Origin of the sequence: Flavobacterium pisciphilum, from assembly GCF_020905345.1 — a bacterium.
Classification (GTDB): domain Bacteria; phylum Bacteroidota; class Bacteroidia; order Flavobacteriales; family Flavobacteriaceae; genus Flavobacterium; species Flavobacterium pisciphilum.
This window is the reverse complement of record NZ_JAJJMO010000001.1, coordinates 5,138,426-5,153,187: the sequence shown is the minus strand read 5'-3', so window position 1 is coordinate 5,153,187 and position 14,762 is coordinate 5,138,426. Positions and strand designations below refer to the sequence as shown.

At 32.6% G+C, this 14,762-nt stretch carries 15 protein-coding genes; 9 read left to right on the top strand and 6 right to left on the bottom strand.

The features are described from left to right. Nucleotides 1–207 precede the first annotated feature (207 nt). The 4 genes from LNQ49_RS21980 (at nucleotide 208) to LNQ49_RS21965 (ending at nucleotide 3,139) form a co-directional block, all read left to right on the top strand. A complete protein-coding gene (locus tag LNQ49_RS21980) occupies nucleotides 208–1,176 on the top strand; it encodes a D-alanine--D-alanine ligase (protein ID WP_229991084.1) in 969 nt (322 codons plus the stop codon). Nucleotides 1,177–1,295: 119 nt separating this feature from the next. Continuing rightward, the gene (gene coaD, locus LNQ49_RS21975; protein ID WP_229991083.1) at nucleotides 1,296–1,754 is read left to right on the top strand and encodes a pantetheine-phosphate adenylyltransferase; all 459 of its coding nucleotides are present in this window, start codon (nucleotides 1,296–1,298) and stop codon (nucleotides 1,752–1,754) included. Between the two features lie 114 nt (nucleotides 1,755–1,868). Continuing rightward, nucleotides 1,869–2,483 (top strand): zinc-ribbon domain-containing protein, encoded by a 615-nt coding sequence (locus LNQ49_RS21970; protein ID WP_229991082.1) that lies wholly within the window; start codon nucleotides 1,869–1,871, stop codon nucleotides 2,481–2,483. Nucleotides 2,484–2,560: 77 nt separating this feature from the next. Then, entirely contained in the window at nucleotides 2,561–3,139 is a 579-nt protein-coding gene (locus LNQ49_RS21965; RefSeq protein WP_229991081.1) for a PhnA domain-containing protein, read from the top strand. 137 nt (nucleotides 3,140–3,276) lie between these two features. Here the strand turns inward: LNQ49_RS21965 and LNQ49_RS21960 are convergent, their stop codons facing one another. The 4 genes from LNQ49_RS21960 to LNQ49_RS21945 all read right to left on the bottom strand — a co-directional run bounded on the left by LNQ49_RS21960 (nucleotide 3,277) and on the right by LNQ49_RS21945 (nucleotide 6,794). Continuing rightward, nucleotides 3,277–3,711: a hypothetical protein gene (locus tag LNQ49_RS21960; RefSeq protein ID WP_229991080.1), complete on the bottom strand. Its 435-nt coding sequence runs from the start codon at nucleotides 3,709–3,711 to the stop codon at nucleotides 3,277–3,279. A 162-nt stretch (nucleotides 3,712–3,873) separates the two neighbouring features. Continuing rightward, nucleotides 3,874–5,220, bottom strand: a complete 1,347-nt coding sequence (locus tag LNQ49_RS21955; protein WP_229991079.1) for a DEAD/DEAH box helicase — start codon at nucleotides 5,218–5,220, stop codon at nucleotides 3,874–3,876. A 214-nt stretch (nucleotides 5,221–5,434) separates the two neighbouring features. After that, entirely contained in the window at nucleotides 5,435–6,319 is an 885-nt protein-coding gene (locus LNQ49_RS21950) for a dihydrodipicolinate synthase family protein (RefSeq protein ID WP_229991078.1), read from the bottom strand. A 16-nt stretch (nucleotides 6,320–6,335) separates the two neighbouring features. Further along, nucleotides 6,336–6,794 (bottom strand): cupin domain-containing protein, encoded by a 459-nt coding sequence (locus tag LNQ49_RS21945; RefSeq protein ID WP_229991077.1) that lies wholly within the window; start codon nucleotides 6,792–6,794, stop codon nucleotides 6,336–6,338. Between the two features lie 99 nt (nucleotides 6,795–6,893). Here LNQ49_RS21945 and pdxR point away from each other — a divergent pair, with 99 nt between their 5' ends. Continuing rightward, a complete protein-coding gene (gene pdxR, locus LNQ49_RS21940; protein ID WP_229991076.1) occupies nucleotides 6,894–8,306 on the top strand; it encodes a MocR-like pyridoxine biosynthesis transcription factor PdxR in 1,413 nt (470 codons plus the stop codon). A gap of 363 nt (nucleotides 8,307–8,669) precedes the next feature. On the opposite strand, the gene LNQ49_RS21935 is transcribed toward pdxR, so the two are convergent. Then, nucleotides 8,670–9,896, bottom strand: coding sequence for a PQQ-dependent sugar dehydrogenase (locus tag LNQ49_RS21935; RefSeq protein ID WP_229991075.1), 1,227 nt, complete (start codon nucleotides 9,894–9,896; stop codon nucleotides 8,670–8,672). A gap of 331 nt (nucleotides 9,897–10,227) precedes the next feature. Between LNQ49_RS21935 and LNQ49_RS21930 the strand changes: the two genes are divergently transcribed. The 4 genes from LNQ49_RS21930 (at nucleotide 10,228) to LNQ49_RS21915 (ending at nucleotide 13,647) form a co-directional block, all read left to right on the top strand. Continuing rightward, on the top strand, nucleotides 10,228–11,955 hold the full coding sequence (locus LNQ49_RS21930) for a M14 family metallopeptidase (RefSeq protein ID WP_229991074.1): 1,728 nt from the start codon (nucleotides 10,228–10,230) through the stop codon (nucleotides 11,953–11,955). 177 nt (nucleotides 11,956–12,132) lie between these two features. Further along, nucleotides 12,133–12,474, top strand: a complete 342-nt coding sequence (locus LNQ49_RS21925) for a hypothetical protein (RefSeq protein WP_229991073.1) — start codon at nucleotides 12,133–12,135, stop codon at nucleotides 12,472–12,474. Between the two features lie 59 nt (nucleotides 12,475–12,533). Beyond that, complete coding sequence (locus LNQ49_RS21920; RefSeq protein WP_229991072.1) at nucleotides 12,534–13,001, top strand: hypothetical protein; 468 nt, start codon at nucleotides 12,534–12,536, stop codon at nucleotides 12,999–13,001. Nucleotides 13,002–13,152: 151 nt separating this feature from the next. Then, nucleotides 13,153–13,647, top strand: a complete 495-nt coding sequence (locus LNQ49_RS21915) for a hypothetical protein (RefSeq protein ID WP_229991071.1) — start codon at nucleotides 13,153–13,155, stop codon at nucleotides 13,645–13,647. Nucleotides 13,648–13,686: 39 nt separating this feature from the next. Here LNQ49_RS21915 and LNQ49_RS21910 read toward each other — a convergent pair whose 3' ends face one another. Beyond that, nucleotides 13,687–14,673: a tail fiber protein gene (locus LNQ49_RS21910; RefSeq protein WP_229991070.1), complete on the bottom strand. Its 987-nt coding sequence runs from the start codon at nucleotides 14,671–14,673 to the stop codon at nucleotides 13,687–13,689. Between the last annotated feature and the right edge of the window lie 89 nt (nucleotides 14,674–14,762).

Below are 14,762 nucleotides of genomic sequence, written 5' to 3'. Positions count from 1 at the left end.
TTTCGTTTCAAAAAAAATGATAATTTTGTTTAATACAAGAAAGCACCCTGATAGTCATCCTAATGTCACCCTGAGCGGGGTAAAAGAATGATTTCAGAACCTATCCCGATAATTATCGGGGCTAAAAATAAACTGTTTTCATAACAACATTCAAATCAAGAAACAAAATAAAGCTACATAGCTTGCAACAGCATAAAAAAGAAAAACATGAAAAACATTGCCATTATCATGGGAGGATATTCTAGCGAATATCAAATATCACTAATCAGCGGAAACGTAGTATATCAATACCTAGATAAAACGAAATACAACGGTTTCCGAGTTCATATTTTCAAAGAAAAATGGGTTTACGTAGATGAAAAAGATGCTGAATTCCCAATAGATAAAAATGATTTTTCGGTAACAGTAAACGGAAGCAAAATCACTTTCGACTGTGTATTCAATGCCATACACGGAACACCGGGTGAAGACGGATTAATGCAAGCCTATTTTGAGTTATTGCACATCCCACAAACATCATGCGACTATTACCAAGCAGCGCTTACATTCAACAAACGTGATTTGTTATCAGTTTTAAAACCATACGGAATAAAAACAGCGATTTCATATTACCTAAACAAAGGAGATGTCATTAATACTGACGAGATTGTAAAAAAAGTAGGATTGCCATGTTTCGTAAAACCAAATAAAGCAGGTTCAAGCTTCGGAATTTCAAAAGTAAAAACTGCTGTCGAACTTCCAATTGCAATAGAAGTTGCCTATAAAGAAGATAACGAAATCATCATCGAAAGTTTCCTTGATGGAACTGAGGTTTCTGTTGGAGTAATTAACTACCAAGGAAAAGTAATCGTATTACCAATAACCGAAATAGTTTCAGACAATGATTTCTTTGATTACGAAGCCAAATACGAAGGAAAATCACAAGAAATCACCCCAGCAAGGATCTCTGATGAATTAACTCAAAAAGTAAGCGAAGTAGCCAAACGCGCCTACGAAGTATTAAAAATGAAAGGATTCTCAAGAAGCGAATTCATCATCGTAGACAACGAACCATACATGCTCGAAATGAATACCATTCCTGGCTTAACAACCGAAAGTTTGATTCCACAACAGGCCAAAGCTGCCGGAATTTCACTAGAAGACTTGTTTACAAATTCAATTGAGTTAGCTCTCTAAAAAAAAGGCTCAAAGAGACAAAGTTCCAAAGGCACAAAGATTTAGTTTATTTCTAATTTTCAGTATACAAACCTTTGAATCTTTGTGTCTTTGTATCTATGAACCTCAAAAAATAAAACATGAGAAAAGCCATATTTCCAGGATCATTTGATCCCATTACACTTGGACACGAAGATATTATCAAACGAGGAATTTCACTATTTGATGAAATAGTAATTGCAATTGGTGTAAATGCCGAAAAAAAATACATGTTTTCGCTCGAAGAAAGAAAGCGATTTATCGAAGAAACTTTTAAAGACGAACCAAAGATAACAGTAATTACCTATGAAGGTCTTACGATTGATTTATGCCATAAATTAAAAGCAAATTTCATATTAAGAGGATTACGCAATCCAGCCGATTTCGAATTCGAAAAAGCAATTGCCCACACCAACAGACGTTTATCTAAAATAGAAACTGTGTTTTTATTAACCGCGGCAAGAACTTCATATATAAGCTCAAGTATCGTTCGTGATGTATTACGAAATGGAGGCGAATATGAAATGCTAGTTCCAGACGCAGTTAGAGTCCAAAAATAATCAAGCTTAAAAAAATAAATTTGCAAAAAGTAGTATTTTACTGTATTTTTACCCAAACTCTATTTAGATTTAAATAGAGTTTTTTTTTTATAAGCCAACACTAAAAAATTAAATATGATATTTTATTACGGAACCAAAGCTAGTAATTTAAAAAATGGACAAATTATAAATGTAGATTGTCCAAATTGCAATTTAAATGTTTCAATGGTGTACAGCATATTTGGAAAGTATGCTCACCTTTACTTAATTCCTTTTTTTCCAATGAAAAAAAGGACTTTTGCCGAATGCAATTCGTGTAAAAAAACATTTGAAAAATTTGAATTACCATCTACTATTCAAACAAAATTAGAAAGAGAAAATGAAAAAGACAGAGTAAATACACCAATCTGGATGTTTACAGGATTATTTATTATTGCTTTAATAGTAGCATTATGTTTCTATTCAGCCTATCAAACAAATGTAGACAGTGATAAATACATTAAAAGCCCTAAAATAGGTGATACCTATTATATGAAATCATCAGAAGGATACTTTTCTACTATGAAGGTTAATCATGTTTCCAAAGACAGCGTTAATGTTTTAATAAATGAAATGGAAATTGATAAAAAAACAGCCATTGATGAAATTGATAAGGATGCAAATTATAAAAATGCATACCGCTTTTCTAAAAAAGAAATAATAAAGCTTTATAATGAAGAGAATATCTATGAGGTCAAAAGAAATGAATAATTTTAATTCATAAACATAAATTTGTTGAACGTAGTATTAAACTGTATTTTTGTATTTTAAAATAATAATAAAACAAAATGAGCATAGAAAGAGAATTAAACAAACGTAGCGGATCAAAATGTGAACTTTGTGGTGCAACCGAAAATTTAAAAGTATATCAAGTTTTACCTACCAAAAAAGGTGGAATTGATGAAAGTGTAATGGCTTGTAGTACTTGTGTTGATCAAATAGAAAATCCAGATAACGTAGATTTAAATCATTGGAGATGTTTAAATGACAGTATGTGGAATGAGAATGTTGCTGTACAAGTTGTAGCTTGGAGAATGTTAAGTAGAATGCGTGCTGCAGGATGGCCACAAGAATTACTAGACATGATGTACCTAGACGAAGATACGTTGGCATGGGCACAAGCAACTGGAGAAGGAGAAGATGATGAAAACAAAATTATACACCGTGATAGCAATGGTGTAATTTTAGAGCACGGAGATTCAGTAGTTTTAATAAAAGACTTAAAAGTAAAAGGATCAAGTATGGTAGCCAAACAAGGAACTGCTGTGCGTAACATCCGTTTAGACCATGAAAATGCTGAATACATCGAAGGAAAAGTAGATGGACAACAAATTGTAATTATCACACAATACGTGAAGAAAATATAACTCTTGAAGAAGTTTTCAGTCCCAGTTTACAGTATAATACTCAAAACTAAATACTGAGACTGAAAACTGTAAACTAAAAAAGGCTATTCAAATTCTGAATAGCCTTTTTTATATCTAATAGATTTTAGAAATCTAGATTATTTTTGAAACAATTTGCTTACTTGATCTTTAGTTAAAGCTTCAGAAACACTGTTTGAACTAGCATCTTTATTAGAAACCATAAATTGAACAGTAGGTTTGTCAATACTTGCAGTATAATGCAACCAAACATAATTGTTAGGCAATTCTAATTTAATATCATACAAAGGAGTTGCAGTAAATCCGTTTACGATAATATTGTAAAGATTTAGGTAATCATTATCAATATTTTTAAAAGTAAATTTTCTTAAAGTATTGTTTTCATCATCACTTTGAATACAGTTATAAAATACAGTGTATTCATCTCCAATTTTTTGGATATAATTATTATTCACTTTACCTAATTTTTCAACAGGTACAGTTGCAATAACTTTAATTTGAGCAAAGGATGCAAAACTTAAAAACAAAACAGCAATAGTAATAATTTTTTTCATAATATTCTTTGGGGTTTATTTATTTTATGGCGCAAACATAATAATAAAAAAAATAATTCCTTTCTTACACTGTTAATTTATTGACATTAAATCCCAAATTAATATTAACAATTATTCCTTTCCCACAAACAACAAACCAGTAACTATTTGTTTTTAAATAAATTACTCCTCTTCTTTCTTAATTACTTTTCTTGCAACTTCGATTTTAAATTTTTTGCCTTTCATCTTCTCATCTTTAATGTTTTTAAGCAAATCTTTTACCTTATTGAATTTTACAGCAGCAAACGAAATAAAATCCTTTACCTCTATTAATCCCAAATCACCTTTTTCAAGTTTTCCTTTTTGAGAAAAGAATCCAACGATATCAATTTTATTCAATTTCGTTTTCTTTCCACCACTAATATAGATTGTTTGATATTCTGGTGGTTTAGGTAAAGTCGTAGCGTTATCGACCTTTAAAACATCCATATCATAATTAATATAGTCTAGTTTCTTCTCACTTTCGTGAACGATAATATAAGCCGTTCCAGATGCAAGCATACGAGCAGTACGTCCGTTACGGTGAGTAAACTCATCTTCTTTTAATGGCAAATGATAATGAATAACGTGATTCATCTCAGGAATATCAAGACCACGAGCAGCCAAATCAGTTGTGATTAAATAACTCACACTTCCGTTTCTAAACTGAATCAAAGCACGCTCACGCTCATCTTGATCCATTCCACCATGATAATAAGTAGCGTAAATTCCTTTTTCATTTAGGGTATCACTAATACGTTCAGCAGCATCACGGTGGTTACAAAAAATAATAGCCGATTGTGATTTTAAAGAACATATCAAGTTAAACAAACTTCCTATTTTGTCTTTGTTTGGAGAAACAACCATTTGCATCGAAAGATTCGATTTCTCCTCTTCTTCAGGAATAAAATCCAAAATCGTTGGATTAATTACTCTTGTGTATTTAGGAATTTCAATATCCGATGTAGCCGAAACCAACACACGCTTATTCAATTTAGGCAACTTACCAATGATAAAAGACATTTGCTCATGAAAACCCAATTGCAATGATTTATCAAATTCATCCAAGATTAAAGTTTGGATTTTATCTAAACGAAAAGTTCCTCTATCAATATGATCAGCAATTCTTCCCGGAGTTCCTATCAAAACTGCTGGCGGATTACTTAGGTTCTTAATTTCTGTATCTATAGAATGGCCTCCGTAACAAATATTAACTTTGTAATCGGTTCCCATTTTTTTCCAAACCTGCTCAATTTGTAATCCTAGTTCTCGTGATGGAACTAAAATTAAACATTGTACAGAAAGGATTTCAGGTTGCAACAATTCTAAAACTGGCAGTAAAAAAGCTAGTGTTTTTCCAGAACCAGTTGGCGAAAGTAGTAAAACATTATTATCATTCAGGATAGCATCCTGAGCCACTTCTTGCATTTCGTTTAGGCTCTCGATACCTAAATTCAAAAGTATATTATTCGAATGGTGTTTCTTATTCATTTTGCAAAAGTAGTTATTTTTTCTCAGTCGCAATTTTAAGTTTGATATGAGACCAGAAATGCCTAAAAATTTTACCGCAAAGCATACAAAAATTTACATAAAGTGCACATCGTTGATAAAAAACAAAGCGCTATGAACTTTGCAATTTTACAAAATCACACACATAAAAAAAATTGTACCCTTTGCGGTTAAAAAACATTCAATAGTTAGCTCCTTATAGTTCTAATTCTTTAAAAATCAATTCCATTTCAGCTATTTCGATTTCAGACAATGGTTTTAATGGGCTTCTTAAAAACCCAGCGTCGATTCCCTGAATTTTCAAACCTGCCTTAATTGTTCGTGGCAACCCTTTGTTTACAATCAATTTTAAAAGATTCAATTGCTTATAAAACACCTTTTGAGCTTCTTTTAAATCATTTTTCTGAATTGCATTATATAGACCTAAGTTTAGTTCCGGAATTAAATTTGGCGCAGCAGTACACCATCCAGTCGCCCCCGCAGAAAATGCTGCCAATGCCAACGGATTTGAACCATTATAAAAAGCAACATCATCGCCCAATTCCCGCTTTAAATAATGCATTCTTTGTACATCACCAGAACTTTCCTTAATCATGGTTACATTTGGGATTTCAAGAATTTTTTTCAATAGAGCTGGAGACATATCTACACCACTAGTTGCCGGATTATTATAAGCCATAATCGGTATCGAGATGTGTTTGGCAACTGCATCAAAATGCTTAATAATCTCATCATCCGTCAATTTCCAATAGCTCATAGGAATAATCATAACCGCATCGGCACCCGCTTTTTCAGCAAACTTAGCATGATGAATAGTTCTTTCTGTTGTTAAGTTAGATACGCCAACCAAAACAGGAACTCTACCATTAACTTGCTGTATTGTTGCTTCTGTAATCCCTTCTTTCTCATCATCTGTTAAATACGGCATTACACCTGTACTTCCTAGTGGAGCTACACCATGAGAACCAGAGACAATTAATCTTTCTAATAATTTTTTGTACAGTTTAATATCTACTTTTTCATTTTTATCAAATGGAGTAATCGGATAAGCGATAACCCCTTTAAATGGAGTATTTGTCATTTCTTTTTCTGTTTAATTAAAGATCTCTTCCTTCTTCTTCTCGTAATGCAACACCTAAATTTTGAAGTTGAGGTGCATTTTCGCATGCAATATATTTAGCAGATACCTCGCTGCTTAAATTCTTATGTCTATGCCAAGCCCAACTCGGAATATAAACTGCATCGCCAGCCTTCCACTCTATTCTAGTATCTTCAATCTCTGTGTATCCATGTCCCTCAATAACATACAATACAGTTTCATACGTATGTCTGTGTCTGTTTGTCATTTGATCGGGCAATAAACCACCAATAGTCATACTTACGTTTTTGCTAGGAAGATCTATAAAGAAAACAGGGTGCTTTCGTTCTGTAGAGAATTGGTTGTGCACTCCTGCATCTTCTACATTTTTGTGAATTAGTTTTGCAGGCATCACAAAAGTTGGTCTAGCAAAGGTTTCGTGAAAGTCTTTTGATGAAAATTGTTTTTTAGTTTCCATAATTTTATAATTATTTATTTTCTGCATTATTGCTTTACAAAATTACCCTATCTTTGGACTACCCATATAGCACAGTTTAAACACAAATACCTAGTCCAGATGTTAAGACCTTGGAAATTAGAAATTCAACTGAACAATAATTCAGATAAAGCAATTTATCTCCAAATAGCCGATGCTATTATTGAAGCCATCAAAACTGGAATACTTAATAGCGGGAATGCACTACCCGGAAGCAGGCAACTAGCTGGACTACTCAAAGTGAACAGAAATACTGTAATCGAGGCACTAGACGTGCTCATTGCTGAAGGTTGGCTTATCACATTGGAGAGAAAAGGAACTTTTGTAGCAGATATTCTACCGAATGTTATTGAAACAACAAACCACAAAAGAAAAACAGAACCAATAACTAAAGAAATAAATCCTCTTCTAGTTTTTGATGATGGTATTCCCGATAGCCGAATTGCACCAATGAATGAGTTAGCGAGAGCTTACAGACAAATCTTCAATCGAAAATCACGCTGGCAAATAATGGGCTACAGTAGTGAATTGGGCAATTTAGAATTCAGAAAAGCCATTGTACAAATGCTGAATTTTAAAAGAGGAATGAATGTTACTCCAGATGAAATATGCATTACACGAGGCAGTCAGATGGCAATGTACCTAGCTTCGCATTGTTTATTTACTAAAGGCGATTATATACTGGTAGAAAACCCTGGATACAAACCCGCTTGGGAAACATTTGAAAATGCAGGAGCACAATTACTCCCTGTATCAGTCGATAAAGACGGATTAGTAGTCGATGAGGTAGAAGAATACTTAAAAAAACATGATACTATAAAAGCCATTTACGTCACTCCTCATCATCAATTCCCAACAACTGTAACATTGAGTCTAAAAAGAAGATTAAAACTCATAGAACTATCCAATACCTATGGTTTTATAATTATTGAAGATGATTATGACAATGAATTCCATTTTGGGCAAAGACCAATCTTACCACTGTCAAGTTATAGCAATGCAAAAAACACAATCTACATCGGAACATTAAGCAAAATTGTCGCGCCAGCACTACGAATTGGCTATTTAGTAAGCAATCCCGAAACGATAGAAAAAGTAGCCAGACATCGCAAAATGATCGATGTTCAAGGCGATAATATAATGGAAGAAGCTGTTTTACAACTTATAAATGAAGGCGAAATAAAAAGACATCTCAAACGAACCACCCTTATTTACAAAGCCAAAAGAGATTATTTTGAAACCATTTGTAATAAATACCTAAAAGATAAAACCACATTCCTAAAACCCGAAGGTGGTTTGGCATTTTGGATTGTCCCAAATTCACCCGTCAATGGCTATGAAATAGCTGATAAACTTCTTTTAAAAGGCATCGAAATCATGACTCCCGAAAAATTTAGTTTTAACAAACCAATATCGGGTTTCCGTTTAGGCTATGCCTCACTCACCGAACAACAAATCGAAGAAGGGATTATCGAGCTCGCTAAACATTTGTGATTGGGAATTTGTTTCAGGTTTCAAGTTGAATTGCAGTTAAACTTTGTGCAGATTTTATCGCAATCCCGCTAGCTTTTGGGAGCAAAGAGCCATACACCGTTTAGTTTCCTTGCGGTATTGCAAATTTGCGAGAAATAAGTTAATGTGTTTTACTGTAAATATATCTAAGTAACTATACTCTCATTTCAACTTGAAACCCGAAACAAATAAAACTTCATATTTTATTTTCTATTAAAACTCCGCTCTTTAAAGTGTTCTTAAATTACTATACGAAGTCGGGAGACTTTTCACAGTACTAAAAACTTAATGCTATTTTAGTGATTAAGAAGGCTTCTAAAAGTAGGATATTTTATAAATTGATTGTTATTTTTTGTCAATCTTATAAAGTCTTCCACCATCAGTAACAGCGTATAATGCCCCGTCTTTTCCTTGAGTAACATCTCTAAAACGTTGGTTTTCTGAAGCCAAAAGTCTTTCTTCGCCAACAATTTTATTGTCTTTTATGGCAAGACGTACGATATGCATTCCACTTAAAGCCCCTATGAAAAGATTATTTTGCCATTCTGGAACACGATTTCCTGTATAAAAAGTCATTCCGCTTGGTGAAACCACTGGATCCCAATAGTAAACCGGTTGCTCTAAACCATCTTGCTGCTGAATTCCCGCTCCAATTTTTTCTCCGCTGTATTCTATCCCGTATGTAATGGTTGGCCATCCGTAATTTGCACCTGCTTTTATACGATTGATTTCATCTCCTCCACGTGGTCCGTGCTCGGCAAGCCAAATTTCATTAGTAACTGGATTAAGTGCTAAACCCTGTGGATTTCTATGACCAATACTATATAATTCTGGTAAAGCTCCGGCTTGCATAAAAGTAGGATTTCCAGTTGCGGGTTGCCCCTCTTTTGTTATTCTAATTACTTTACCCAAACCTGTTGCAACTGATTGCGCTAAAGGTCTGGTTTCAAGTACAGATCTTTCTCCAGTACTTACAACAAGAAAACCTGTTTTATCAAAAAGAATACGTCCACCATAATGAAGTGTACTTGCATTGGCTGGTTTGGCTCTGTAAATAACAGTTGCGCCTTCGATTGTTTTTTCATCAGTTGATAATTTTCCTTTGGCTACCGCTGTATTATTTCCGCCAGTTGTAGCCTCTGCAAAAACCCAATAAATCATACGATTAGTTGCAAATTCAGGATCAATGCATAGTCCTAATAAACCTCCTTGTCCGGCAGAATTAACGGCAGGAATACCTGTTATTGCGCCACTTACAACTCCAGCTGTTGTAGCAATACGCATTGTTCCTGTTTTTTCGGTGATTAATAATCTGCCATCAGTAAGACTTGTAATTCCCCACGGACTAGTTAATGTTGTAGCAATAACAACTCCCTCATAAGGTGTATTAGTCTGCACACCGCTAATTCGGGTTTGTCCTTCAAATGCTGGTTTGTAAGTTGTATTGGCAGCATTCCCTTCTACAGGATTTGTTATTGTACCTGGATTTACATCGACATCTTTATCACTAGAGCAGCTTAATAAACTTATTAGCACACTCGAAACAATAGCAATTTGGTTAATATTTCTCATGATTTTTTGGGGTTTAATGGTTAGAACATATCAAAAGTCTTAATTATAAAACAAAAAAAGTTATATAATTTATGAGAAAGCTTATACGATTATAAGTTTCAAAGTACAAGTTTTATTTTAATGTCAAGTTATTTTTACAACAAAATTCGCAAAGCTTTTTGCATTTAATCTCAAAAACCGTTAAAAAACTAACCCTCATTAATTTACAACAAATAAATTAATATATTTTACTGTAAATATATAAAAGTAACTCTACTCTCATTTCAACTTAAAACTTGAAACCTGAAACAAATAAAACTTTATATTTGATTTTTCTATTAAAAACCAAACCATGAGACTTTTTACTATTCCATTTTTACTTTTCTCATTTATTATTTTTGCTCAAAAAGGCAATAAATACGATACTTATTTCGAAAAAGGAAACGGAAATCAATCAGCCAATTACCAAGAAACCATAAAATACTACACACTTCTTGCGCATGATTTTCCGACTATAAAAATGCAGGAAATGGGACTTACAGATAGTGGCTATCCATTGCATATAATCACTTTTAATCCTGACAAACAATTTGATTTTAATACAATCAAAAAAAACAAAGCTGTAATACTTCTTAACAACGGAATCCATGCTGGAGAACCAGACGGAATTGATGCAACAATGCAATTATTTAGAGATCTAGCACTTGGAAAAATAAAAGCACCTAAAAACACCGTTATTGTAACCATTCCAGTTTACAATATTGGCGGCGCATTAAACCGAAACTCTACAACCAGAGCCAATCAAGATGGACCTGAGGAATATGGTTTTCGCGGAAACGCTAGAAATTACGACCTAAACCGTGATTTAATTAAATCAGACACGCGCAATACCAAAAGTTTTGTTGAAATATTCCATAAAACAAATCCAGATGTTTTTATCGACAATCACGTAAGTAATGGCTCCGATTACCAATACAAACTAACCTATATTATGACACAACATAACAAATTAGGTACTGTTTTGGGTGATTACCTCAATAACGAAATGATGCCTGCCTTGATAAAAGATTTACAGAAAAAGAACCTAGAAACTACTCCTTATGTAAATGCATTTGAGGAAACACCAGATAATGGTTTTATACAATTTTCAGATAGTCCGCGTTACACAACTGGTTACACCTCTCTTTTTAATACAATTGGATTTGTAGTAGAAACACATATGCTTAAAAATTATGCCGACCGTGTAAAAGCAACTTACGAATACATGACAACAACAATTGACTTTACCGATGCTAATTACAAGAAAATAAAAGAAATGCGTTTGAAAAATGAAGCGCAATACGTTCCTAAAAAAACATATACCATAAAATGGGAAATTGATAGCACAAAAATGACAACCTTTAACTTTCTAGGATATGAAGCAACTCACAAAAAAAGCGATGCTACCACTGGTAACCGTTTGTTTTATGACAGAACAAAACCATACAAAAAAGACATTCCTTATATAAAAGAGTTCAAATCAGTAAAAGATATCACAGTGCCGACTGCCTATATTATTCCTAAAGGGTACTGGAATGTTATCGATTTACTCAAAAGCAATGGAGCTGCTTACACACAACTAAAAAATGATACTATAATAGAAGTTGAAAGTTACAGGATTGCCGATTTTAAAACAACAAATTCTGCTTACGAAGGACATTATCTACACCGAAACACCAAAGTAACTTCACAAATAACAAAAGTGCCTTTTCACAAAGGAGATTATGTATTCAAAACCCAACAAAAAGCAATCAAATACCTACTAGAAACACTAGAACCAGAAGGTGTTGATTCCTTCTTTAACTGGAATTTCTTCGATACGATTCTACAGCAAAAAGAAGGCTACTCAGAATATGTTTTTGAAGATACTGCCGCTAAACTATTAAAAGACAATCCAAAATTAAAAGCCGAATTAGAACAAGCCAAACTCAACGACCCTAAACTTGCCAAAGATTCAGAAGCACAACTGGATTGGGTTTACAAACATTCTGCTTATTATGAAAAAGCACATATGCAGTATCCAGTTTATCGGGTTTTGTAAAGTGTATTTTGTGAAATGCAAAAAGGTTTAACCACAAAGTTCGCAAAGCTTTGCTTTGTTTGTTCATCAATGCTAGCACTACTAACCCGAGTGTCTCACTCGTGAACGCAAGGGACTACGCAAAAGTTCCTAATAGCACTATTGCTATAGCCAATATCCTCTAAGAAAGAAGGTTTTATGAAAAAACTCATACTAGCACTTATTTTAATTACAATTTTTGGTTGCTCAAAAAATAAAACTTTCGTGCTTAAAGACACTGATAATCAAAAATATTTTTTATCCGATTCGATTCATAAAATAATAAAATTAGACCAAATAACTTCAACTCCAATTGTAATAATTGATGGTCGTCCATTTGAATATGATATTAATAATGATACAATCTTTATACCTTTAGAAAAAAAAGACTTATATCAAATTGCATTTTTGAATAAACAAACTGCTACTATGCTGTATGGCTTTCAAGGAGAGAGAGGTGCTGTTATAATTATGACAAAACCAAACCTGCTAAACAAATAGATTTAAATAAAAAAATACAATTAATAGAAAAATTAACCAGAACAAATAGAAATAAAGCAATGAAAAAAAACATTTTATGGTTTCTCGTTTTAATTTTAATATTTTCCTGCAATGGAAATAAGGAAAACAATTTAAACTCTGAGAAAACACACATAAAAACGGAATCAGAAAAAATAAAAAATGATTTAAAATCATCCGACAAAATTGTCTTTGGAGAAGACAAAAAGGAAATAAATGCTTTTTTAAAAAGAATATATAAAATTAATGATGAGGTAGTTATTGATATTGATTTTGTTCAAATAAAATATGAAAATGTTGATGAAAAGATAATCATAAATAAAAATTCAAAAATAAGAACTTATAAAGTAGACTCTAATACACTCATTTATTCAAAAGACTGTAAAACGCTAAATAAAGATGAACTATTTAAAAATAGAGATAAAATTGAACATGATAAATCAACTGTATTGGTTGGAGAAGCGGAAGATGGAAAAATGAAGAGCTTAAATTTTGGGTGTTATGATTAAATTTGGAAACAAATATTCTTACTCTGATAGCGTGGATTTATAAAAGGCAAAATGTAAAATGAGAAATGGATTTATTGCAATTTCTAACTGAGACTGCACACCGTGACTGCAAACTAAACCACTGGGTTATTCTCTAAATAGTAAATAAAACATGGATACTTCTTTTTATCTAGAAAACTTTCAAAAGGTAGCAGATCAACTTGATCAAAAACTTTTACGTGAAAAATCAATTGAAGTTTCAGTTGGTATTTATTTGGATTCTGTTTTTATCAAATTGTATAAAAAATCATGGACAAACAATCCACAAGAGCCATTAACTGCCGAATCAAGAATCTTTTTTTCTCTTTGGATCAATGATTCAACAATAGAAAAGCAAAAAATAATGTATAATATTCATGCTTTAAAATTGAGAAAACTAAAAGGACATTCTATACAAAGCAGAAAATTTGCTGAACTCTTTAGGGAAGATTTCAAAGATTACACTCATAAATGGCAAAATGTAAGCGTAAATCACGGTCCATTAACCTTAATGGAAGGCTGGCTAAAACTAGATTTAGAGCACTTTCAGGAAGAAGTTTTGAAAATGGCGTATAAATTTTTAGAAATTGAGAATTTAATCGACAAAACTCTCGAGCGATTTAAATAAGCTTTTTTTGAAAGTGAAAATATATGGTAAAAATATAGCTTATTTATGACCTTCTAATTTCAACAATCTCTCTTTAATAAGTTCCAATTCTGTATTGTATTTTTTTAATTGAATTATTTCCTCCTTTTGAGTGCTTAATTCTTTCTTCTGTTCTATAGCATAAAGAGTTAGTTCCTCAATCTTTTTCAATAAACTCATATTCATTTCGGCAAGCATCAATCCATTTTTTTCAATTACAGCAGCAGACGGAATTTCAGGTAAATGACGATTCTCTTTTACATAATCCTCTACTTCCTCTAATGATCTCAATTTATAATCATTAGCAAAAACATAATCAGGCACAATAGGAGCTGCTAAGTCAATCCTTACTTCTTGGGCATGAATTTTTCCTTTTACAGTAAGTTTTTCATCTGGATTGGTTACTCCTATACCTACATCTCCTGTAATACCAATCGTTAATGCTGTAATTGGAGTTGCACCATTATAACTAGTCTTAAATGCATATCCATGATAAGAAGATAGAATCATTTTATCTCCAAATGGAATATTTATTCTTGCAAATCCATTACTTACCCCAAAAAATAAAATTGGGTTATCGCCAGTAGTATATCCCCCTGACGCGCCTGTAATAAATAAATTTTCTTTAACTTTTACTTCTCCATTAACATCTAGTTTTGCTAAGGGATTTGTTGTTCCAATACCTACATTACCATCTCTACGATTAAATATTGTATTATTACCAAGCTCATTTATGTAAAGAGGTAACGCCGCATGAGATTGTATCCAACTATAAGTTGTATTCCCTCCTATTTTTAAATTTGTTCCATTATTTGTTTCTATGGTTAAACCGCCTATACCAGATTGATCATCATCTATCTTAAAACGGCCTCCTCCATTAACATCCAACTTAAATGCTGGCTCTATTGTTCCAATACCTACATTACCATTTGTTGGGGGAAACCAATTTTGAGCAATACAAAATGAAGAGGTTAACAATAATGAAAGTATAAAAATATTTTTTCTCATGTTTTGTGGAAGTTTAATTATTTATATGGTGACACGTCATTGCCAAGATTCTAAGTGCATATTTTTTAGAGTTACTAACTTTCTTTTAC

Coding starts and splice junctions, on each gene's coding strand:
- LNQ49_RS21930 (WP_229991074.1), top strand. CDS start 10,228: ATGAGACTTTTTACTATTCCATTTTTACTTTTCTCATTTATTATTTTT.
- LNQ49_RS21980 (WP_229991084.1), top strand. CDS start 208: ATGAAAAACATTGCCATTATCATGGGAGGATATTCTAGCGAATATCAA.
- LNQ49_RS21945 (WP_229991077.1), bottom strand. CDS start 6,794: ATGGAAACTAAAAAACAATTTTCATCAAAAGACTTTCACGAAACCTTT.
- LNQ49_RS21965 (WP_229991081.1), top strand. CDS start 2,561: ATGAGCATAGAAAGAGAATTAAACAAACGTAGCGGATCAAAATGTGAA.
- LNQ49_RS21935 (WP_229991075.1), bottom strand. CDS start 9,896: ATGAGAAATATTAACCAAATTGCTATTGTTTCGAGTGTGCTAATAAGT.
- LNQ49_RS21950 (WP_229991078.1), bottom strand. CDS start 6,319: ATGACAAATACTCCATTTAAAGGGGTTATCGCTTATCCGATTACTCCA.
- LNQ49_RS21920 (WP_229991072.1), top strand. CDS start 12,534: ATGAAAAAAAACATTTTATGGTTTCTCGTTTTAATTTTAATATTTTCC.
- LNQ49_RS21960 (WP_229991080.1), bottom strand. CDS start 3,711: ATGAAAAAAATTATTACTATTGCTGTTTTGTTTTTAAGTTTTGCATCC.
- LNQ49_RS21910 (WP_229991070.1), bottom strand. CDS start 14,673: ATGAGAAAAAATATTTTTATACTTTCATTATTGTTAACCTCTTCATTT.
- pdxR (WP_229991076.1), top strand. CDS start 6,894: ATGTTAAGACCTTGGAAATTAGAAATTCAACTGAACAATAATTCAGAT.
- LNQ49_RS21970 (WP_229991082.1), top strand. CDS start 1,869: ATGATATTTTATTACGGAACCAAAGCTAGTAATTTAAAAAATGGACAA.
- coaD (WP_229991083.1), top strand. CDS start 1,296: ATGAGAAAAGCCATATTTCCAGGATCATTTGATCCCATTACACTTGGA.
- LNQ49_RS21915 (WP_229991071.1), top strand. CDS start 13,153: ATGGATACTTCTTTTTATCTAGAAAACTTTCAAAAGGTAGCAGATCAA.
- LNQ49_RS21955 (WP_229991079.1), bottom strand. CDS start 5,220: ATGAATAAGAAACACCATTCGAATAATATACTTTTGAATTTAGGTATC.
- LNQ49_RS21925 (WP_229991073.1), top strand. CDS start 12,133: ATGAAAAAACTCATACTAGCACTTATTTTAATTACAATTTTTGGTTGC.